The organism is Uliginosibacterium sediminicola (assembly GCF_039631295.1).
Classification (GTDB): Bacteria; Pseudomonadota; Gammaproteobacteria; order Burkholderiales; family Rhodocyclaceae; genus Viridibacterium; species Viridibacterium sediminicola.
On record NZ_JBDIVE010000007.1, the window covers coordinates 212477 to 232303 of the forward strand.

The 19827-nt window shown below is 62.2% G+C and carries 18 protein-coding genes and 2 tRNA genes; 12 read left to right on the top strand and 8 right to left on the bottom strand.

The annotated features are described in order from the left end of the window. The first annotated feature begins 83 nt into the window (after positions 1-83). Together ABDB84_RS13905 and ABDB84_RS13910 are read left to right on the top strand one after the other, a co-directional pair. Complete coding sequence (locus ABDB84_RS13905) at positions 84-2057, top strand: DNA topoisomerase IV subunit B (RefSeq protein WP_345920346.1); 1974 nt, start codon at positions 84-86, stop codon at positions 2055-2057. Beyond that, on the top strand, positions 2054-2758 hold the full coding sequence (locus tag ABDB84_RS13910) for a hypothetical protein (RefSeq protein ID WP_345920347.1): 705 nt from the start codon (positions 2054-2056) through the stop codon (positions 2756-2758). Before ABDB84_RS13905 ends, ABDB84_RS13910 begins: the two co-directional genes overlap by 4 nt. A 95-nt stretch (positions 2759-2853) precedes the next feature. Here the strand turns inward: ABDB84_RS13910 and ABDB84_RS13915 are convergent, their stop codons facing one another. From ABDB84_RS13915 to ABDB84_RS13925, 3 genes are all read right to left on the bottom strand, one after another. Next, a complete protein-coding gene (locus ABDB84_RS13915) occupies positions 2854-3573 on the bottom strand; it encodes a beta/gamma crystallin-related protein (protein WP_345920348.1) in 720 nt (239 codons plus the stop codon). A gap of 47 nt (positions 3574-3620) precedes the next feature. Next, a complete protein-coding gene (locus tag ABDB84_RS13920) occupies positions 3621-3995 on the bottom strand; it encodes a BON domain-containing protein (protein WP_345920349.1) in 375 nt (124 codons plus the stop codon). Between the two features lie 171 nt (positions 3996-4166). Beyond that, positions 4167-4242: transfer RNA gene (locus tag ABDB84_RS13925), tRNA-Val, on the bottom strand. Positions 4243-4368: 126 nt separating this feature from the next. Here ABDB84_RS13925 and gltX point away from each other — a divergent pair. After that, positions 4369-5772, top strand: coding sequence for a glutamate--tRNA ligase (gltX, locus tag ABDB84_RS13930; protein ID WP_345920350.1), 1404 nt, complete (start codon positions 4369-4371; stop codon positions 5770-5772). A gap of 268 nt (positions 5773-6040) precedes the next feature. Here the strand turns inward: gltX and ABDB84_RS13935 are convergent, their stop codons facing one another. Together ABDB84_RS13935 and ABDB84_RS13940 are read right to left on the bottom strand one after the other, a co-directional pair. Then, positions 6041-6706 (bottom strand): hypothetical protein, encoded by a 666-nt coding sequence (locus ABDB84_RS13935; protein ID WP_345920351.1) that lies wholly within the window; start codon positions 6704-6706, stop codon positions 6041-6043. A 101-nt stretch (positions 6707-6807) separates the two neighbouring features. Continuing rightward, positions 6808-7923, bottom strand: coding sequence for a GNAT family N-acetyltransferase (locus ABDB84_RS13940; protein WP_345920352.1), 1116 nt, complete (start codon positions 7921-7923; stop codon positions 6808-6810). Between the two features lie 269 nt (positions 7924-8192). Here ABDB84_RS13940 and ABDB84_RS13945 point away from each other — a divergent pair, with 269 nt between their 5' ends. After that, positions 8193-8531 (top strand): P-II family nitrogen regulator, encoded by a 339-nt coding sequence (locus ABDB84_RS13945; RefSeq protein ID WP_345920353.1) that lies wholly within the window; start codon positions 8193-8195, stop codon positions 8529-8531. A gap of 70 nt (positions 8532-8601) precedes the next feature. Here the strand turns inward: ABDB84_RS13945 and ABDB84_RS13950 are convergent, their stop codons facing one another. Beyond that, positions 8602-9456 carry a Smr/MutS family protein gene (locus ABDB84_RS13950; RefSeq protein WP_345920354.1) on the bottom strand — a complete coding sequence of 285 codons (855 nt, stop codon included), beginning with the start codon at positions 9454-9456 and terminating at the stop codon, positions 8602-8604. Positions 9457-9480: 24 nt separating this feature from the next. Beyond that, positions 9481-10440 (bottom strand): thioredoxin-disulfide reductase, encoded by a 960-nt coding sequence (gene trxB / locus ABDB84_RS13955; RefSeq protein WP_345920355.1) that lies wholly within the window; start codon positions 10438-10440, stop codon positions 9481-9483. A 193-nt stretch (positions 10441-10633) separates the two neighbouring features. Here trxB and ABDB84_RS13960 point away from each other — a divergent pair, with 193 nt between their 5' ends. The 8 genes from ABDB84_RS13960 (at position 10634) to ABDB84_RS13995 (ending at position 18935) form a co-directional block, all read left to right on the top strand. After that, entirely contained in the window at positions 10634-11302 is a 669-nt protein-coding gene (locus tag ABDB84_RS13960; RefSeq protein ID WP_345920356.1) for a Crp/Fnr family transcriptional regulator, read from the top strand. A gap of 126 nt (positions 11303-11428) precedes the next feature. Further along, complete coding sequence (locus tag ABDB84_RS13965) at positions 11429-11956, top strand: hypothetical protein (protein ID WP_345920357.1); 528 nt, start codon at positions 11429-11431, stop codon at positions 11954-11956. A gap of 86 nt (positions 11957-12042) precedes the next feature. After that, positions 12043-14358: a DNA translocase FtsK gene (locus ABDB84_RS13970; protein ID WP_345920358.1), complete on the top strand. Its 2316-nt coding sequence runs from the start codon at positions 12043-12045 to the stop codon at positions 14356-14358. A gap of 20 nt (positions 14359-14378) precedes the next feature. Then, entirely contained in the window at positions 14379-15020 is a 642-nt protein-coding gene (lolA, locus tag ABDB84_RS13975) for an outer membrane lipoprotein periplasmic chaperone LolA (protein ID WP_345920359.1), read from the top strand. Between the two features lie 38 nt (positions 15021-15058). Next, positions 15059-16363 carry a replication-associated recombination protein A gene (locus ABDB84_RS13980; protein WP_345920360.1) on the top strand — a complete coding sequence of 435 codons (1305 nt, stop codon included), beginning with the start codon at positions 15059-15061 and terminating at the stop codon, positions 16361-16363. A 441-nt stretch (positions 16364-16804) separates the two neighbouring features. Continuing rightward, positions 16805-18094 (top strand): serine--tRNA ligase, encoded by a 1290-nt coding sequence (gene serS / locus ABDB84_RS13985; RefSeq protein ID WP_345920361.1) that lies wholly within the window; start codon positions 16805-16807, stop codon positions 18092-18094. Between the two features lie 43 nt (positions 18095-18137). Next, positions 18138-18227: transfer RNA gene (locus ABDB84_RS13990), tRNA-Ser, on the top strand. A 321-nt stretch (positions 18228-18548) separates the two neighbouring features. Next, a complete protein-coding gene (locus tag ABDB84_RS13995; RefSeq protein WP_345920362.1) occupies positions 18549-18935 on the top strand; it encodes a hypothetical protein in 387 nt (128 codons plus the stop codon). 56 nt (positions 18936-18991) lie between these two features. Here ABDB84_RS13995 and ABDB84_RS14000 read toward each other — a convergent pair whose 3' ends face one another. Further along, positions 18992-19822: a Cof-type HAD-IIB family hydrolase gene (locus ABDB84_RS14000; RefSeq protein WP_345920363.1), complete on the bottom strand. Its 831-nt coding sequence runs from the start codon at positions 19820-19822 to the stop codon at positions 18992-18994. Positions 19823-19827 lie beyond the last annotated feature (5 nt).

Consider the following 19827-nt stretch of genomic DNA (forward strand, 5'->3'; position numbering starts at 1 on the left):
GTCTTTGCCGCAAGTTGCCGCGCCCCGTGGTCAGGCCGGCAATCTATGAAACAATCACCGCCTTCACGCCACACAGTCTTGCCATGAGCCAGAAACAATACGACGAATCTTCCTTCCGCGTTCTCAAGGGCCTGGAGCCCGTGCGCGAGCGGCCCGGCATGTACACGCGGACCGATTCGCCCTGCCACATGGTGCAGGAAGTCATCGACAACGCGGCCGACGAAGCGCTTGCCGGCTTTGCCAAGAACATCCATGTCGCCATGTTCCGTGACGGTTCGGTGGCCGTCACCGATGATGGTCGCGGCATTCCGGTCGGCCTGCATCCGGTTGAAGGTCTGCCAGTGGTGGTGCTGGCCTATACCGTGCTGCACGCCGGCGGCAAGTTCGACAAGAAGAGCGGCAATTCGGCTTACGCTTTCTCCGGCGGCCTGCACGGCGTCGGCGTGGCGGTGACCACTGCGCTGTCGCAACGGGTCGAAGTCGAGGTGCGCCGCGAAGGGCGTGTGCACCAGATCGCCTTTGTCGACGGCGGCCGCCAGATCGGTGAGCTGGTCGATGCCGGCACCTGCGGCAAGCAGACTGGAACGCGGGTTCGCGTGTGGCCGGACGGTAAATATTTCGACTCGCCGCGCGTGCCGCTGGCCGAGATCGAGCGCCTGCTGCGCTCCAAGGCGGTGCTGCTGCCGGGTGTCAAGGTGGCGCTCGATGTCGAGCAGGCCGATGGCAGCATGGCGCGCCAGGAATGGCGCTACGTCGACGGCCTGGCCGGCTACCTGCGCGAAATGACCGCCGGCGCCGAAGCATTGGCACCGCTCTACACCGGCGAGGCCTATGCCGGCGCGGACGAAGATTACGCGCAAGGCGAGGGTGCCGCCTGGTGCTTTGGCTGGTTCGATGGCGTGCAGCTCTCCGAGAGCTATGTGAACCTGATCCCCACGGTGGCGGGCGGCACGCACGAATCCGGCCTGCGCGCCGGCGTGTTCGATGCGGTGAAGAGCTTCATCGAGCACCACAGCTTGCTGCCCAAGGGCGTCAAGATTCAGCAGGACGATGTCTGCGGCAAGATGAGCTTCGTGCTCTCGGCCCGCGTGCTTGACCCGCAATTCCAGGGGCAGGTGAAGGAAAAGCTCAACTCGCGTGAGGCGGTCAAGCTGGTCTCTTCGATGCTGACGCATCCCTTCGAAGCCTGGCTCAACCAGAACGTCGAACACGGCAAGGCGATTGCCGAGCTGGCCATCAAGCAGGCGCAGTCGCGCCTGAAGGATGCGCAGAAAGTCGAAAAGAAGAAGAGCAGCGGCGTCGCCGTACTGCCAGGCAAGCTCTCCGATTGCGAGAGCGAGAACATCGCCGAGAACGAGCTCTATCTCGTCGAAGGTGACTCGGCCGGCGGCTCGGCCAAGATGGCGCGTGACCGCGAAACGCAGGCGATTCTGCCTTTGCGCGGCAAGGTGCAGAACGCCTGGGAAATCGACCCCAACCGCCTGTTCGCCAATGCTGAAATCCATGACATCTCGGTCGCCATCGGTGTCGATCCGCACACCGCCGATGCGCCCGACAGCGTGCTGGCCAATCTGCGCTACGGCAAGCTGATCATCATGGCCGATGCCGACGTCGACGGCTCGCACATCCAGACCCTGTTGCTCACGCTGCTGCTGCGCCACTTCCCGCGCCTCATTGCACGCGGCCATGTGTTCATTGCGCTGCCGCCACTGTATCGCGTTGACGTGCCGGCGCAGGGCAAGAAGCGCCCGGCGCGGCGCTTTTACGCGCTCGATGAAAAAGAACTCGCCACCTTCCGCGATCGCCTGCTCAAAGAAGGCTACAAGCCCGAGCAGCTGGAAGTCGGCCGCTTCAAAGGCCTGGGCGAGATGCGCGCCGACCAGCTCAAGGAAACCGCGATGGACCGCGCCACACGCCGCGTGCTGCCGGTCACCGTCGATATCGACGCCAATTCGCAGACCAATGCCTTGTTCAATCTGCTGATGGGCAAGGGCGAAGCTTCGGGCCGCCGCGCCTGGATGGAAGCCAAGGGCAATCTGGTCGAGGCTGATCTTTGATCGCCGGCGCGCCATCGTCCAGTACGTCTGGTCTGGCGCGCGTCCTGCTCTGGCTGATTCCGCCGAGCATCGCCTGTGGCGCGCTGATCGATCAGTATTGCGCGCCCTGGGGGCAGGGCGCTGTCAGCGCCTTCATCTGGCTGCTCTATCTTGCGCTGCTGGTGCTGGAAGCGCCCGCCACGCGGCCGGCGCTGATCGCCTGCCTGATTCTAGCCACCACCGGTGAAGTCATTCTGTCCCTGGTCTGGGGACTGTACGACTACCGCCTGCACAACATCCCGCTCTTCGTGCCGCCTGGTCATGTGCTGCTGTTCTGGTTCGGTCTCAACACTGTTGTGCGCGTGCCCGCACGCCTGCTCGACGCGATGCCGCTGCTCAGCGGCCTCGTGGTCGCCGTGCTGGCGATCAGCGGTATCGATCAGCTGAGTCTGCCGCTGTGGCTGATGTTCTTCGTCTGCTGGTACTACAGCCGCAGCGCCCGGCGTTTCTACGTCTGGATGTTCCTCATCGCCCTCATCATGGAGGTTTTCGCGACATGGGTCGGTAACTGGCGCTGGCACAGCGAGGTGCCGCTGTTGCACATCCCCACCACCAATCCGCCCCTGGCCGCCGGTGCGTTTTACTGCATGCTCGATGTGCTGGTTCTGGGGCTGTCGCGCTTGATCCACCGCCGCAAAAGCGCTGTCGCAAGCCGCGCCTGAGCGCTTGGGCCAGAGTCTGTCGCTCTCTTGGCACGCGGCAGTGGCTGCTCTGCAGCTTCGCTGTGCAGGCTTACTGGCGCGGAATGCCGTCGGCATTAACCACCAGGGTCGGTCCCGGTGGCGCACTCATTTGCACGCGATGTTCCTGACCGCGGAAGTGATAGCTGACGTCCCAGTAGTCGGGCGGGCCGCTGGGCGTTTGTTCGCAGCGGCGGATCTCGCGACTGCCGACTTCGTCTTCCCGACCGGCGCGTGAGCCGATAGCCGCCCACTTGATGACCGAGTACGCCGCCCAGGATGGCGCCGACAATCGCGCCACCGACATTCGCCTCTGCGCGCGGCCGCGTCACCTGTTCGCGCTCAACCCAGCAATGCTGGGTCGGCGGGCCGACCACGGCACGGACCGAGCTGACGGCTATCGTGTAAGTGCGCTCATCCGGACGCCGCCGATAGGCGTAATCCGCCTGCGCCAGCGGCTCCGGCGTTTTGCCGCTGCGGCCTTGAGCGGCGCTGGCCGGGCGTACTGAAGAGATGCGTCGTTGCATGCCCATGCCCTGCAAGGAATCGTAGCTGCCTTGGCGCAGGATCACGCAATGCCCCTTGAAGCCGACATCGGAGCAAACCTGCCAGCGACCGCGACTGACCTCCACCGAGGAAGCGCGATCATTGAAGCCGCCGCGCTGGAAATTGCTGAGCGATTTGCTGGTCGTGAAGGCGCGGCCGCGAAAGTCACTACCTTCATAGAATGTGATCTGGGCCATGGCTTGCGCGCTCACGAGGAGTGCGGCAATGCCCAGTGTGGATTTGATGTGCATGGCGATGGTGTCCCGATGAGTCGCAGAGTGAAGTGGCGCCGGCGGCTTCATTTACCGATCAGCAGCGCGCTGGCATCGACGCCTTTGACGCCCTCGATGCGGGTGGCCTCTGCCTCGGCGAGTGTTTTCGCTGCGCGGTTGCTGGCCACGCCGTAGAGCGTGACAACGCCATTGAAGGTGCTGACGCTGATGTCGGATTGTTTGAGCGCGCTATTGCCTGCCAATTTGAGCTTGAGCTTGCTGGTGATAGCCGCATCGCTGGCCGTGGAGGCGAGCCCGTCGCTGCGCGGTGTGGCCGGCACGGTTGGCGAGCTGGTCGTTGGGGCACTGCTGGCGGCCGGATTCAGGAGCAGGGCTGTGCTGCTGCTGAGGGCGCACAACAGCTTGACGAACGTGCGCTGGCTATTTGATCTGCTGTTCATGCTCGGAGCTCCCGCGTCGCGAGCCCGGAGGGCTCAGTAAGGCCATGCTCGCGTAATACGGGAGGGATTTCGGTGCGTTGGCACACCGAGCGCATGTACACCGGTCGTGGGCGGTTTCGCGGCTTGAAAATGAAAAAGCCCGGCGCTTTCGCGTCGGGCTTTTCGGGAATCTGGTAGGCGGTATTGGACTCGAACCAACGACCCCGTCCGTGTGAAGGACGTGCTCTACCAACTGAGCTAACCGCCTAAATAACTGAGGAGCAATTGCTGCCTCGTCATCAGAGAGGCGCGATTATAGAGAGGGTTTTCGCGTTCGTCAAAGGTCTTCTGCCGTAAAATAGCTTTTTTTGCATCGCAGCCCGATTCTGATCCCATGAGCCAAACCTCAAGCACTCCTGTCCGTACCCGTTTTGCACCCAGCCCGACGGGTTATCTTCATATTGGTGGCGCGCGTACCGCCTTGTTTTCATGGGCTTATGCACGTCGCCATGGCGGGCAATTCATCCTGCGCATTGAAGACACCGATGTCGCGCGCTCGACGCCGGAAGCCGTGCAGGCCATTCTCGATGGCATGAACTGGCTGGAGCTCGCGCACGACGAAGGTCCTTTCTATCAGATGCAGCGCATGGAGCGTTACAAGGAAGTCATTGCGCAGATGCTGGAGGCGGGCACGGCTTACTACTGCTACATGGCGCCGGAGGAACTGGAGGCGATTCGTGAAGCGCAGCGCGCACGTGGCGAAAAGCCGCGTTACGACGGTCGCTGGCGTCCCGAGCCGGGCAAGACCTTGCCCGCTGTGCCGGCAGGCATCCAGCCGGTGGTGCGCTTCAAGAACCCGGCCGATGGCGTGGTGGCCTGGGACGATCTGGTCAAGGGCCGCATCGAGATCGCCAATGCGGAGATGGACGACCTCATCATCGCCCGCGCCGACGGCACACCGACCTACAACTTCTGCGTGGTGGTCGATGACTGGGACATGGGCATCACCCAGGTGATTCGCGGCGACGACCACGTCAACAACACGCCGCGCCAGATCAACATCCTCAAGGCGCTGGGGGCGACGGTGCCGCAATACGCGCATCTGTCGATGATTCTTGGCGACGACGGCACCAAGCTCTCCAAGCGCCATGGCGCGGTGAGCGTGATGCAGTATCACGAGGACGGCTACCTCAAGGAAGCCGTCATCAACTATCTGGCGCGCCTGGGCTGGAGTCACGGTGATGACGAAGTCTTCTCGCGTGCGCAGTTCGTCGAATGGTTCGACCTCGACCACATCACGCCCTCGGCCGCGCAGTTCAATACCGAGAAGCTCAAGTGGCTCAACGCGCATTACATCAAGCAGACGGCGCCGGAGGTGTTGGCGGCAGACATCGCCGAGCGTCTTGCCAAGCGTGATGTGACGATCGAAGGCGGGCCGGATCTGGCCGCAGTGATCGCGCTCTACCGCGAGCGCGCCGCCACCCTGGTCGAGATTGCGGATGCCGTGGCGCCGTACTACAGCGCCGTGCAGGCAGATGAAGCGCTGATCGCCCAGCACCTGAGCGAAGCAGCGCAGGATGCGCTGGCCGCGCTGGCTGCACGCTTGCAGGGAGCTGAATGGGACAAGGCCGCGCTGTCCGCCGCGATCAAGGAGACTTGCACTGAAAAGGGACTGAAGATGCCGCAGGTGGCGATTCCCCTGCGCGTCAAGCTGCTCGGCGTGACCCAGACGCCGTCCATCGATGCGGTGCTCGAAGTGCTCGGCCGCGAGCGCGTGCTCGCTCGCCTGGGCGCCTGATCAGCGCGTTCAGCCAAAACGAAGGCCTGCAATTGCAGGCTATACCGTTGATTCAGGCAGTTTGCATTTTTGTCCGCCGATATATAGACGCGAAGGGCGCGAAGGAGAAGCAAAGGTCCGCAAAGAAAAGCGACGCTTGCTTTCCTTTGCGGACCTTCTGTCTTTCTCGGCGGCCTTTGCGACGAAATATCCAGCGCTTAAAAACTGGATACGCCGTAACCGAGCTGTATTGCTGTAATTGCGGCCTTTGTTGTTTGTGCGGAGCGCCTCAGAAGCTGTAGGAGGCGCCGATGCCGACGACGGGATACCACTTCAGTTTGTTGACGTCGTCATTGAGCTTCTTTTCGGCCGCTGCGCGGTTGCTCTCCAGCGTACCGGTCGAGTCCGTCACGCCGCTGACCGTCAGCGTGCCGGATGATTTTTGATACAGCACGCCGATGCGCGCATTGAAAGCCAGGCCCGGCTTGCTGGGCGGATTGGCGCTCCAGCCGACGCCAAGATAGGGCGACAGTTTGCTCTTGGAGAACTTGCTTTCGTAATGCGCTTGCGGCGCCGTGCCGGTGTAGGTGACGTTGTTGATGGTGATCGAGGTCGCGTTGCTGGTGCCATTGGCGCTGATCGAGCTGTCGTTGTAGAGGGCGCCAGCCTGGATCGCGAAGCTGCCCTGGAAGGGATGGTAGCCGCCGAGCAGCTCAAGCGTGCGCAGCTTGACCTTGCCATCGTAATTGACGCCGCTTTCACTGGCTTTGCGATTGAAATCAAATGCGTTGTAGCCGACGCTGAGCGATGCGGATGGAGTGAATCCGTAGGTGTAGGCGACGCCCGCGCCAAGGGTCGAGATACCGAGCGATACGCCTTGATTGGCGGCGCTCGCACAATGCATGGTGATCAGGCCAGCGCTGCCGAGCAGAATGTGCAGCAGGGTTTTCTTCATCTCACTCCCTTTCCGTTTTGAATGGCGCCACGCGCTATGGACGTGGTTTGGCGCATAACGGCGCGCGACGGAGCGGGCTTGAAGCGGCGCGAATGAGCGGCTCAGGAATTCCGATAAGCGGAGTGCTCGTTGAGTTCGTCGACGTACTGGCTGATGCCGCTGGCCTCGCGTTGCAGGAAGTCCGCGATGGCCTCACGGAAGCGTGGCTCGGCGATCCAGTGCAGGGAATGTGTGCTCACCGGATCGAGTCCGCGTGCGAGTTTGTGCTCGCCCTGCGCGCCGCCTTCGAAGCGCAGCAGTTGTTGGTCGATGGCGTATTCGATCGGGCGGTAATAACAGGCTTCGAAATGCAGGCAAGAGATTGCTTCGGTCGCGCCCCAGTAGCGACCGTAGAGCTGCTGCTCGTCGCGCAGCAGCAGGCTGCACGCCACATTGCTCTCATCACGTTGCGCCAGCAGCAAGACGCAGTGCTCGGGCAGCGCTTGCCCCAGGCGCTGGAAGAAGTCCTCGTTCAGATAGGGCCGCCCGCCATGCAGTGCGTAGGTGTTGCGATGGCAGCGATGAAAATAGCGCCAGTGCTCCGGCGTGATCTGCCGACCTTCAAGTACCTCGATACGGACGCCGGCTTCCGCCACCTTGCGCCGCTCTTGCTTGATCTTCTTGCGTTTGTCATGCGAGAGAGTGGCCAGGAAGGCATCGAAACTGGCGTAGCCCTGGTTGTGCCAGTGGAACTGCACACTGCTGCGCTGGAGCAAAGCCTGCGCGAGTCCGGCGTCTAGACTGCTCCGATCGGGAAACAGCAGGTGCAGCGAGGAATAGCCGCTACGTTCAGCATGCGCGAGCATCGCTTGCAGCAGCGCCGCACGATGCGCTGCGTCGCGGGCCAGCAGGCGCGCGCCCGGCACTGGCGAGAACGGCACGGCGCACAGCCACTTGGGGTAATAGGCCAGGCCGTGGCGAGTGTAGGCCTCGGCCCAGGCCCAGTCGAAGACGTATTCGCCCCAGGAATGTGACTTGGCGTAGAGCGGAGCGGCGGCAATCAGCTGATCGTCTTGCCAGAGGCTGGCGTAGGCCGGCGTCCAGCCGCTGGCACCGCCGACGCTGCCGGAATCCTCCAGCGCAGCGAGAAAAGCGTGGCGCACGAAGACTTGGCCATCGTGCAAGGCGTCCCATTGCGGGGCGCTGACTTCGTGAATGCTGTGAAGGATGCGGAACATGGATCAGTGCTCGGATGGCTTTCGGTGGAGCAGGGGGCTTACTGGGCGGCCGTGTCTATCGAGCCTGCTTGGATACGGCTTCGCCTCTTCGCTACGCAAGCGCCGCGCCAGCACACAGCTGCCCGCCAGAGAATATTCATGCCGGAGCCTGAGCGTGTTGCACGGGCGATGTATTTCTGACAACTCGCGCTGCGCTAAAACGGCGATTATTGCGCTACTATCCCTGCTTTGTTGCGCCAGCATGAACCCAATACCCCGGAGGCAAGACCGTGAAGAAAATCGAAGCCATCATTAAGCCCTTCAAGCTCGACGAGGTCCGCGAGGCTTTGTCGGAAGTAGGGATTACTGGCCTCACCGTGACTGAAGTCAAAGGCTTCGGTCGTCAGAAAGGCCATACCGAACTGTACCGCGGTGCAGAGTATGTGGTGGACTTCCTGCCCAAGATCAAGCTTGAAGTGATCATCGAAGACGGTATCGTCGAACAGGCAATCGAAGCGATCATCAAGTCCGCACGCACGGGCAAGATCGGTGATGGCAAGATCTTCGTGTCCACGGTCGAGCAGGTGATTCGCATCCGTACCGGTGAGACTGGCGAAGCCGCCATCTGAGCGATTCGGATCTCTCCGCAAAGAAGCCGCCTCAGGGCGGCTTTTTATTTGCCCGGCAACAGCCTGGATCTCAACGGCGCGCTGCGCGCATCAGTACCAGCAAGGCGCCAGCGCCGCCATCGTGGACACGGGCTTGCGTGTACACCAGCACATCGTCATAGTTCATCAGCCAGCCAGCGACCAGCTTCTTGAGTACCGGCTCCTTGCCGGGTGAGCCCAGCCCCTTGCCGTGGATGACGCGCACGCAGCGGATGTCCTGCTTGCGCCATTGCGCGAAGGCGGCGGCCAGCAGGTCGCGCGCCTCGTCCCGATTGGCGCCGTGCAGGTCCAGCTCGGCCTGCACGACCCAGCGGCCGCGTCGCAGATCGCGCAACATGGTGCGCGGCAAACCCTCCTTGAGGTAGTAGAGCTCGTCGCCGCCTTCGAGGACCAGTTCGAGCGGCGTCGGCGCGTAGATAGATTCGGCCAGCGCCGCCTGCTCATCGCGCTCGTGTTGCAGGGGAACCGGCAAGGGCTTGGGCGTATCGGCATGCACCTTGTCGTAACGGATCGGCACCACGCCTTGCAGCGCCCTGGCCATCAGCTGTTCGGTTGCGTTACCTGCAGGCTGCGCTGAATCCTGCAGCCAGTGGGCCGGCAGCCATTGATCCGCTTCCTTGGTGGCTGGGGTTTGAGCCGATTCGGCCAGCTCGGTGCGCGGCCGTGGCACAGGCGCAGGCAGTGTGCGCTTGATCTCGGCGCGATTGCTCGCTGGCAAGCTGCGCACATCCTCCACCGCTGCTTTGAACAAGGCTGCGTCGTCCTTGCCCGGCGCTGCGGGTACTGCTTTAGCAGCAGCTGCCGCAGGCCGTGCGGCAACACTGGCCGGGCTGGCACGCACATGGCGCTTGAGATCCGCGAGCGCGATGGTTTTGTTGCGTGCCATGAACGGGACGAACTGCGCCGGGGCTTACTTCAGGCTGTCCAGATAGCGTTCGGCATCCAGCGCGGCCATGCAGCCGGTGCCGGCGCTGGTGACGGCCTGGCGATAGATGTGGTCCTGCACATCGCCAGCGGCGAACACGCCGGGAATGCTGGTCTGCGTGGCATTGCCATTGCGACCCATCTGGGTCACCAGATAGCCGGTCTCGTCCATCTCCAGCTGGCCCTTGAAAATCTCGGTGTTCGGCGCATGGCCGATGGCGATGAAGACGCCTTGCAGGGCCAGCTCCTTGCTCGCGCCGCTCTTGGTGTGCTTCAGGCGCACACCGGTCACGCCGCTCTGATCGCCGAGCACTTCGTCCAGGGCGGAGTCGAGTTCGAGGACGATACGGCCTTCCTTGACGCGCTCCATCAGCTTGTCGACCATGATCGCCTCGGCCTTGAACTTGTCGCGGCGGTGGATCAGGGTCACCTTGCTGGCTATATTGGCAAGGTACAGCGCTTCTTCGACCGCGGTATTACCGCCGCCAACAACGGCGACTTCCTGATTGCGGTAGAAAAAACCGTCACAGGTTGCGCAGGCCGACACGCCACGCCCGGCAAATTTCTCTTCGGAGGGCAGGCCAAGGTATTTGGCGGTTGCGCCGGTGGCGATGATCAGCGCATCGCAGGTGTAGGTGCCGGAGTCGCCGATCAGCGTAAAAGGGCGTTCGGTCAGCTGCGTGGTGTGGATGTGGTCGAAAATCTGTACGGTGTTGAAACGTGCAGCATGTTGTTCGAAGCGCGCCATCAGGTCCGGACCATTGACGCCGTTGGCATCGGCCGGCCAGTTGTCCACTTCAGTGGTGGTCATCAGCTGGCCGCCTTGTGCCATGCCGGTGATCAGCACCGGTTTGAGATTGGCGCGCGCGGCATACACGGCGGCGGTGTAACCGGCAGGGCCGGAACCGAGGATGATCAGGCTGTGGTGCTGGGCGGCGGTGCTCATGATGTGCTTCCTGCAGGACGAAGAGTGGCGCGATTATAGCTGAGCTGTCGTAGCGCCAAGGCTGATCGGTACGATAGCGGCGCTCAATCCTCATTGTTGGCACTTAAAGATTTCTTACATCTGTCCGTTCATCTATAGTCGTGCCTTCCTGTCAAGCCCTCAGGTTTCCAGGACTATTTCACGGGAGAAACAAATGCTTGCCAATCATGTCTCCGTCACTGCTTTGCGCACCTTGCCGATGTTCCAGGGCATTGCGATGGACAAGCTTGAGGCGATTGCGCGCTGCGCTGTGTTGCGCCGCGTAACGCGCGGTACGGCCGTGGTTCTCGCCGGCGACAGTACCGACAATGTTTATTTCGTGATGAACGGCAACCTGAAGGTCATCGTCAGCGACGATGACGGCCGCGAAGTGATCCTCACCATGCTCAGTCATGGCGATGTATTCGGCGAGATGGGCGTCTTCGACAAGGAGCCGCGCTCGGCAACTGTCACCGCCGTCGCAGCCGTAGATCTGATCGTGATTTCGCAGGCAGACTTCCGCCAGATCCTGCAGGACAACTTCGAACTGTGTCTGCGCATCATGGGCAATCTCTCGCAGCGCCTGCGCGAAGCGGACCGCAAGATCGAGAGCCTGGCGCTGATGGATGTCTATGGCCGCGTCGCCCGTTTGCTGCTCGACATGGCCGAGACCAGCGGCGGTCAGACCGTGGTGCGCAAGAAGATTTCCAAGCAGGACATCGCCAAGATGATCGGCGCCTCGCGGGAAATGGTCTCCCGTGTGATGAAGGACCTGCATACGCGTGGTCTGATCGATGAAACCGACTCCGGCGTGGTGCTTCACGAGCAGATTCACGCAGTTTGAAAATGGCGCTATGATTGCCCGCACACGCGTCGGACTGTGCGGCTTGCACTGCAGGTGAATGTTGCTCGTGCTGTCTCGATGGCTTGATTCTGATTGGTTTATCTGAGTCTGCTGAGGTGATTGAGCATGAACAGTCCGAGCTACAGATCCGTGGTTTTCTTCCTGCTGGCGCTGGCCAGTACCGGCGCACTGGCGCAACAAAGTGCGCCCGCCGCTGCACCCGCTGGCGCAACGCTCAGCGCCTATCCCAGCTTTGATCGCTTCGGCCGTGATTTCGCCTTGGCCAAGATCCGCCAGTCAGCGCAATCTTCGCATAGCAAGCCAGCCGAGCAGTATTACGCCAAGGGTGCGCTGGGGCGCTACCGGCTCGCCGAGCCGGATGTCGAAGTCGTCTGGAGCGATGCGGTCAAAACCCACGACAAGCTGAGCCTTGAACGCCTGAGCCTCTCCAAACCAGGGCAACAAGTGCTGGAACTGGCGATCGGCCAGGGCAGTCGCGACAAGGTGCTGGGCTTGCTCGGCAAAGCGGATTTCAGCGGGGAAGGCTGGCTGTCCTATTCGCGCCCCTCGGCCTCTTGCTTTGACCGGCTGGACTTTAACTTCAAGGACGATGTCATCAGCCGCATCGAATGGTGGTGGTGCAGCGAGCAATGACGGCTGTCGGCTGGCTTGTTGCCGCCAACCGGTCTGGGGAGCCTGTGCAGGCTATAATCAGCCATCCCAGCTGATGCCCATCTTCCATGCTCTTCCGTTTTGCATCCCGTCCTGCCGCACAGCCTCTGCCTGAAAAAATCAGCTTGCTGGTGCGCGAAGCGCGCTGGCTGGTGCTGGCGGTGGCAGGCGCCTATGTGGCGATGATCCTGTGGGGCTACGACAAGGCCGATCCGGGCTGGTCGCACGCCGTGGCGGTGGCGCAGATCCACAATCCAGGTGGCCGCTTCGGCGCCTGGCTGGCCGACATCCTGCTGCTGCTGTTCGGTAGTTCGGTGTGGTGGCTGGTGCTATTCCTGCTCTGGGGCCTGTTCTTTGGTGCACGCCTGCGCAATGAGCTGGCCGGTGATCGGCGCTCGTTTTTCATTGTCCTCGCCGGTTTCGTCGTCGTACTGCTCTCCAGCTGCGGCATTGAAGCCCTGCGTTTTTACAGCAGCAGTGCTGATCTGCCGGGCGCGCCGGGCGGCGTGATCGGTCTGGAACTGAGCGCGACCGCCATGCAGTACCTGGGCTTTACCGGCGGTACGATGATTCTGCTCAGCTTGTGGGCGGCAGGCTTGTCGATCTTCGGTGGTTTTTCCTGGGTGGTGGCGATTGAACGACTCGGCCATGCGCTGGAAGCGACGGCGCTGTGGTGCCATGCGCAATACCTGGCCTGGCAGGATCGCCGCGTCGGCCAGGAGGTCGCCGTGCAGCGCGAGGAGAAAGTGCAGCGCGCCCGCAAGAAACGCGAAGACGCGCCGCCGGTGAGCATCCATATCGAAGCGCCGCGCGTCGATCCGGTGCACATCGAGAAGGCCAAGAAGCCGGTTCAACAAACCCTGTTCGGCGAAGCCACGACGGGCAGCCTGCCGCCGCTGCCCTTGCTCGATCCGCCGTCCTATGATGTCGATCCGCCCTCGGTGGAGTCGCTCGAATACACCTCGCGCCTGATCGAATCGCGGCTGGCCGACTTCGGTGTCGAGGTCAAGGTGCTGGCCGCTTACCCCGGCCCGGTGATCACGCGCTACGAGATTGAGCCGGCCACCGGCGTGAAGGGCAGCCAGATCCTTAACCTGGTCAAAGATCTGGCGCGTGCGCTGTCAGTGATGAGCATCCGCGTGGTCGAGACGATTCCCGGCAAAACCTGCATGGGCATGGAGATCCCGAATCCCAAGCGGCAGACCGTGCGCCTGTCGGAAATCCTTGGCTCCAAGGTTTATCAGGACAGCCACTCGCCGCTGACCGTGGCGCTGGGCAAGGACATCGGCGGCAATGCGATCATCGCCGATCTCGCCAAGATGCCGCACTTGCTCGTCGCCGGGACGACGGGCTCCGGCAAGTCGGTCGGTATCAACGCGATGATCCTGTCGCTGCTCTACAAGTCCGAGGCCGACAAGGTCCGCCTGATCATGATCGACCCGAAGATGCTGGAGCTGTCGATCTACGAAGGCATTCCGCATCTGCTCGCACCGGTCGTTACCGATATGCGCCACGCCGCCCACGCGCTCAACTGGTGCGTTGGCGAAATGGAGCGCCGTTACAAGCTGATGGCGGCAATGGGCGTGCGTAATCTCGCCGGTTACAACAAACAGATTGCCGACGCGCAAAAAGCCGGCAAGCCGCTCACTAATCCCTTCTCGCTGACGCCCGAGAGCCCCGAGCCGCTCAGCAGCATGCCGATGATCGTGGTGATCATCGACGAGCTGGCCGATCTGATGATGGTGGTCGGCAAGAAGATCGAAGAACTGATCGCGCGTCTGGCGCAAAAAGCACGTGCGGCGGGCATCCACCTGGTGCTGGCGACGCAGCGCCCCTCGGTCGATGTGATCACTGGCCTGATCAAGGCCAATATTCCGACGCGGATGGCCTTCCAGGTGTCGAGCAAGATCGACTCGCGCACCATCCTCGACCAGATGGGCGCCGAATCCCTGCTCGGCATGGGGGACATGCTCTACCTTGCGCCCGGCAGCGGCATGCCGACGCGGGTGCACGGCGCCTTTGTCGATGACAAGGAAGTGCACCGCGTGGTCGAACACCTCAAGACCCTGGGCCAGCCGGATTACATTGAAGGCATCCTCACCGGCGCCAGCGAAGACGGCAACACGGCCGCAGCCGGTGGCGGCGATCTGTTCGGCGACGCCGGCGGCGAGGGCAATGGCGAGTCCGACGCACTCTACGACCAGGCCGTCGAAATCGTGGTCAAGACGCGGCGCCCCTCGATTTCTCTGGTGCAGCGTCATCTGCGCATTGGCTACAACCGCGCTGCGCGCCTGATTGAACAGATGGAAAAATCCGGTGTCGTATCGGCGATGAGCGCCAATGGCAACCGCGAAGTCATTGCGCCCGCACCCCGCGAAGATTGATTCGCTTCAAGAAAGCCAAGATGTTTCCGACCAAGATCCGTTTCGCCCTGTCCTCTGTCTCCCTGTGCCTGCTCGCTGCTCACGCATCGCTGGCCAGCGCCGCCGATGGCGGCATCGAGCAATTGCATCAGTTCCTCAAATCCACCCAGACCGCACGCGCCAGCTTCAACCAGGTGGTCATCAACAAGAGCGGCAAGGCCGGCCAGAAAGCCAGCGGCGACATGCTGTTCCAGCGACCGGGCAAATTCCGCTGGAACTACGAGAAGCCATACAGCCAGCTGATTGTGGGCGATGGCAGCAAGCTCTGGTCCTACGACAAAGATCTCAATCAGGTAGTGATCAAGCCGATGGGCAAGGCCATTGGCGCCAGCCCGGCTGCGCTGCTGGCGGGTGATAACGAGATGGAGAAGAACTTCAATCTGCGCGACAGCGGTGAAGCTGACGGCCTGGCCTGGCTCGAAGCGACGCCGAAAAATGGCGAAGCAGGTTTTGAGCGTGTGCGCATCGGCTTCAAGAACGGCTTGCCGCAAGCCATGGAAGTGCGTGACAACTTCGGCCAGACCACTCAGCTGCAGTTTTCATCTTTCGAGCGCAATGCTGCCGTCACGGCGGATAGTTTCCGCTTCACGCCGCCCAAGGGCGCTGACGTGGTGGGCGAGTGAGTTGCCTGTGCGCACCGTGCCCGCTTTGAGTCTGCAGCATGGCTGATCTGTTCTCGCACGAACCCGTCGCGCCGCTGGCCGAGGCCTTGCGCCCCAAGCGTCTGGATGAAGTCATCGGCCAGTCGCACCTGCTCGGCGAAGGCAAACCGCTGCGCCTGGCGTTTCAGTCGGGCAAGCCGCATTCGATGATCCTGTGGGGCCCGCCGGGGGTTGGCAAGACCACGCTGGCGCGGCTCACCGCGCAATCTTTCGACTGCGCTTTCATCGCGCTGTCGGCCGTGTTTTCGGGCGTCAAGGATATCCGCGCAGCGATGGAGCAGGCCCAGCAGCATCTGGCGCAGGGCAAGCACACCATCCTCTTCGTCGATGAGATTCACCGCTTCAACAAAAGCCAGCAAGACGCGCTCTTGCCCTATGCCGAAAGCGGCCTGGTCAGCTTTATCGGCGCGACCACCGAGAATCCCTCGTTCGAGGTCAATTCCGCCTTGCTGTCGCGGGCCCAGGTCTATGTGCTCAAATCGCTCAGCGATGCCGAGTTGCGCCAGCTGCTGGCCCGCGCGCAGGAGAAAGTGCTGGGGCATCTGCAGTTCGATGAGCTGGCGGTCGACACCATCATCGGCTATGCCGACGGCGATGCGCGGCGCTTCCTCAATCTGCTCGAACAATGCAATACCGCAGCGGGCGCAGCCGGCATCCAGCGCATCGATGCTGATTTCATCCAGAACGCGCTGACGCTCAATAGCCGTCGCTTCGACAAGGGCGGCGACAATTTCTACGACCAGATTTCAGCCCTGCACAAGTCGGTGCGCGGCTCCAACCCGGATGCCGCGCTCTACTGGCTGTGCCGCATGCTCGATGGCGGCGCCGATCCGCGTTATCTCTCGCGCCGCATCGTGCGCATGGCCTGGGAAGATATCGGCCTGGCCGACCCGCGTGCCATGCAGATCGCCAATGATGCCGCGCTGACCTTCGAACGCTTGGGCAGCCCCGAGGGCGAGCTGGCGCTGGGGCAGGCGGTGATCTATCTGGCGATTGCTGCAAAGAGCAATGCCGGCTACATGGCCTACAACCAGGCACGCGCCTTTGTGAAGCAGGACAAGAGCCGTGAAGTACCGGTGCACCTGCGCAATGCGCCGACCAAGCTCATGAAAGAGCTGGGCTACGGCCACGAATACCGCTACGCGCATGATGAACCGAATGCCTACGCCGCCGGCGAAACCTATCTGCCTGATGGCATGCCCGAGCCGGGCTGGTATCAGCCGGTGCCGCGTGGTCTGGAGAGCAAGATCGCCGAAAAGCTCGCCCTGCTGCGCAAATGGGACGAAGAGGCCGGCAAGAAATAGGCACTCGTGCCGAGCAGGGTGAAAGCGTGGGATGGTGGCGGGCAGGGGGCGAGGAGCCCGCGACCAGCTGGCTGGCACCACCTGGTCGCGGGAGTTGGCGAAGATCGCCGTTATGCTCGCTTACCGGAGAGGCTTGACTGCCGCGCACGAGGCGGCAAGATCAACAAAGCGAGCAATTGCGCAGCACGGAACTGCACATACACGTGGAACCACGTGTCCCTGCTGACATCGACATCCGGGCCGCGTGTTGCGGGGTATTGCGCCTCGCGTATCGGCACCAGCGCCTGTCACAAACTTGTCATCGATGATTTCAGCCTAGCCCGCCGATAGCGGAATGCCAGTTGCGCTTTGCAATCGACAAAGCAGCTGACGATAGTGGCGCCGCAAGCGCTGATTTTTGAGACAATCTAGCCCGGAATTCTTCTTTTTTCTCGCGAACTCATGCTCGACATACAACTGCTTCGTACCCAACTGGACACCACTGCGCAGGCGCTGGCTGCGCGCAAGTTCATCCTTGACACGGCCGCCTTCCAGCTTCTGGAAGATGAACGCAAACTGCTGCAAACCGGCACGCAGGAACTGCAAGCGCGCCGCAACAGCCTCTCCAAGCAGATCGGCATGCTCAAGGGCAAGGGCGAAGACGCCTCGGCGGTGATGGCCGAAGTCGGCGGCATTGGCGACGAACTCAAGGCCAATGAAGAAAAGCTCGCCGCGCTGCAAGAGAAGCTCAACGATTTCCTCGCCCGCATTCCGAATCTGCCGCACGCCTCGGTGCCGGTCGGCAAGGACGAGAGCGACAATGTCGAAGTGCGCCGCTGGGGTACGCCGCGCGCCTTCGATTTCGAGGTCAAGGATCACGTCGACGTCGGCACGCCGCTGGGGCTCGATTTCGACACCGGCGCCAAGCTCTCCGGTGCGCGCTTCACCTTCATGCGCGGCGGCATCGCCCGCCTGCATCGTGCGCTCGCCCAGTTCATGATCGACGTGCAGACCAGCGAACACGGCTACACCGAGTGCTACACGCCCTACATCGTCAATGCAGAAACCCTGCGTGGCACCGGCCAGCTGCCCAAGTTTGAAGCTGATCTCTTCGCCGCCAAGAAAGGCGGCCAGGAAGGCGAGGGCGAAGCGCTCTACCTGATCCCGACTTCGGAAGTAACACTCACCAACAGCGTGCGTGGCGATCTGCTCAATGCCGCCGAGCTGCCGATCAAGCTCACTGGCCACACGCCGTGCTTCCGTTCGGAAGCCGGCAGCTACGGTCGCGACACGCGCGGCATGATCCGCCAGCACCAGTTCGACAAGGTCGAGATGGTGCAGATCGTCCATCCCGATCACTCCTATGCAGCGCTCGACGAAATGGTCGGCCACGCCGAAGCCATCCTGCAAAAGCTGGAGCTGCCGTACCGTGTGGTCTCGCTGTGCACCGGCGACATGGGCTTTGGCGCCAGCAAGACCTTCGACCTCGAAGTCTGGCTGCCGGCGCAAAACGCTTATCGCGAGATCTCCTCGGTCTCCAACTGCGAAGCCTTCCAGGCACGCCGCATGCAGACGCGCTTCAAGAACGCCCAAGGCAAGAACGAGTTCGTGCACACCCTCAACGGCTCCGGTCTCGCCGTCGGTCGCACCCTCGTGGCGGTGCTGGAGAACTACCAGCAAGCTGACGGCTCGGTGCTGATCCCGACCGTTTTGCGCCCCTATCTGGGCGGCCTCGAAAAACTTGTTGCCTGAACTAGGCAAAAAGCCAAAGCCTCGCTATAATGCGCGGCTTCGCGGAGAGGTGGCAGAGTGGTCGAATGTACCTGACTCGAAATCAGGCGTAGGTGCAAGCCTACCGTGGGTTCGAATCCCACCCTCTCCGCCATTTATGCAGTAGCACAGAACGCCCTTCGGGGCGTTTTTTGTTGTCTGCGCCGCATGCAAAACTGGCGTGTGGCGGTCTGCAGCCGCACTTCTGCGGCTGCCCGCGGGCCAGCTTGGTCCGCTAAAAATTCCCTGTTTGACTAGTCCCGCACCCCAGGCGAGGCGTGCAATGCCTTGAATACACGCTAAAAATTCCGGGCGAATTCGGTCATTGATGCGGGATAAACCCAGCTTGAATCCCAAGGACATAAGTAGGAAGGTGCCGGGATACGTGCGGGTGAGACATGCCGGCACTTTGCTGGCAGTCTGCCTGGGGTTCTGTATGAGTTTATTTTCGCGCCTCGTCTTCGGGGATACGCAGTTTGGTGAGAGCGAGGAGCTCAAGGAGTTCCGCTACAAATTCCTCTGCGTGGTGATGCTTTCGTGCGCGTTTTTCACCTTGCTGTTTTTGATCGGCACCACGTCGGGCGTCAATCAGCTGGCGCCCGCTCATGTACGTGCGATGGCTGGTTTTACGTCGGCTACGATCCTGATGTGGCTACTGCTTCGCGGTCATGCGGAACGCTTCATGATCATCGCTTGGTGCTATGAAGTGCTTTGCCTGCTGGAAGACAGCTCGGCGCTGATTCATGTCAAACGGCAGGGGCGCAACCGTGTCTCGGTCGTCGGCGAGTTGCCGCCGCCATCGACGGTGCCGCACGCCGCCTGATGGCGCGCGCCTTCGCTCGAACGGCTCTGCGCCATTTGCGCAGGGCAGTTTTCTTGTTAGCTCAGCCCCAGCACCGCACGAATGCAGCGCACCACGCCATTCTCGGTGTTGGCCGGGGCGTGGTAGCGGGCGCGGGCTTTGAGTTGCGGATGGGCGTTGGCCATGGCGAAGGCGTAGTCCGCTTCGTCCATCATTTCGAGGTCGTTGAGGAAGTCGCCGAAGACCATGGTCTGGCTGCGCGCGATCCCCAGCGCCTGTTGCAGATTGCGCAGGCCGCGCCCCTTGTTGGCAGCCGGCGGCATGATGTCCAGCCAGTTCTGCCCCGAGACCACCACTTGCAGCGCCGGACGGAAGCGGGCGAAGTGTGGCTGCAGCGCGGCTTCCGAGGAGATGGCGTGGTGCAGGGCGAATTTGAGCACCTCGTCCTGCACATCGCCCAGTGACTCCACGATTTCCAGGCGCTGGTAGAAGCGCGCGACGATGCTCGCAAACTGCGCGTCACGCGCTTCGATATACGCCGAGCGCTTGCCGCAGAGCACGGCGCCCAGTTCGACCCCGGCAGCTTGCAGGGCGCGCGCCTGGGCGTTGAGGCCGGCAAGCTCGCCCGGGGCGATGCAGTCGGCGCTCAGCTCGCGGCCGCCCTGCATGACCAGGCAACCGTTCTCGGCGATGAAGGCCAGCTCCTCGCTGCGCGGGCCGAAGCATTCAAGCAGATTGAAATACTGGCGGCCGCTGGCCGGGCAGAACAGGATGTCACGCGCCTTGAGCTGGTCGAGTAGCGGCCAGAATTCGTCGTGGATGGCGTGCTCGGCGTCGAGCAAGGTGCCGTCCATGTCGCAGGCGATGAGGCGGATGTGCGGGGCGGGGTCAAAGCGGGGGAGCTGCATGAGGC

What these genes read in the sequence shown, in the direction of transcription:
- ABDB84_RS13905 (WP_345920346.1), top strand. Translation starts at nt 84, where the DNA reads ATGAGCCAGAAACAATACGACGAATCTTCCTTCCGCGTTCTCAAGGGC.
- ABDB84_RS13915 (WP_345920348.1), bottom strand. Translation starts at nt 3,573, where the DNA reads ATGCACATCAAATCCACACTGGGCATTGCCGCACTCCTCGTGAGCGCG.
- ABDB84_RS13920 (WP_345920349.1), bottom strand. Translation starts at nt 3,995, where the DNA reads ATGAACAGCAGATCAAATAGCCAGCGCACGTTCGTCAAGCTGTTGTGC.
- gltX (WP_345920350.1), top strand. Translation starts at nt 4,369, where the DNA reads ATGAGCCAAACCTCAAGCACTCCTGTCCGTACCCGTTTTGCACCCAGC.
- ABDB84_RS13935 (WP_345920351.1), bottom strand. Translation starts at nt 6,706, where the DNA reads ATGAAGAAAACCCTGCTGCACATTCTGCTCGGCAGCGCTGGCCTGATC.
- ABDB84_RS13940 (WP_345920352.1), bottom strand. Translation starts at nt 7,923, where the DNA reads ATGTTCCGCATCCTTCACAGCATTCACGAAGTCAGCGCCCCGCAATGG.
- ABDB84_RS13950 (WP_345920354.1), bottom strand. Translation starts at nt 9,456, where the DNA reads ATGGCACGCAACAAAACCATCGCGCTCGCGGATCTCAAGCGCCATGTG.
- trxB (WP_345920355.1), bottom strand. Translation starts at nt 10,440, where the DNA reads ATGAGCACCGCCGCCCAGCACCACAGCCTGATCATCCTCGGTTCCGGC.
- ABDB84_RS13960 (WP_345920356.1), top strand. Translation starts at nt 10,634, where the DNA reads ATGCTTGCCAATCATGTCTCCGTCACTGCTTTGCGCACCTTGCCGATG.
- ABDB84_RS13965 (WP_345920357.1), top strand. Translation starts at nt 11,429, where the DNA reads ATGAACAGTCCGAGCTACAGATCCGTGGTTTTCTTCCTGCTGGCGCTG.
- ABDB84_RS13970 (WP_345920358.1), top strand. Translation starts at nt 12,043, where the DNA reads ATGCTCTTCCGTTTTGCATCCCGTCCTGCCGCACAGCCTCTGCCTGAA.
- lolA (WP_345920359.1), top strand. Translation starts at nt 14,379, where the DNA reads ATGTTTCCGACCAAGATCCGTTTCGCCCTGTCCTCTGTCTCCCTGTGC.
- ABDB84_RS13980 (WP_345920360.1), top strand. Translation starts at nt 15,059, where the DNA reads ATGGCTGATCTGTTCTCGCACGAACCCGTCGCGCCGCTGGCCGAGGCC.
- serS (WP_345920361.1), top strand. Translation starts at nt 16,805, where the DNA reads ATGCTCGACATACAACTGCTTCGTACCCAACTGGACACCACTGCGCAG.
- ABDB84_RS13995 (WP_345920362.1), top strand. Translation starts at nt 18,549, where the DNA reads ATGAGTTTATTTTCGCGCCTCGTCTTCGGGGATACGCAGTTTGGTGAG.
- ABDB84_RS14000 (WP_345920363.1), bottom strand. Translation starts at nt 19,822, where the DNA reads ATGCAGCTCCCCCGCTTTGACCCCGCCCCGCACATCCGCCTCATCGCC.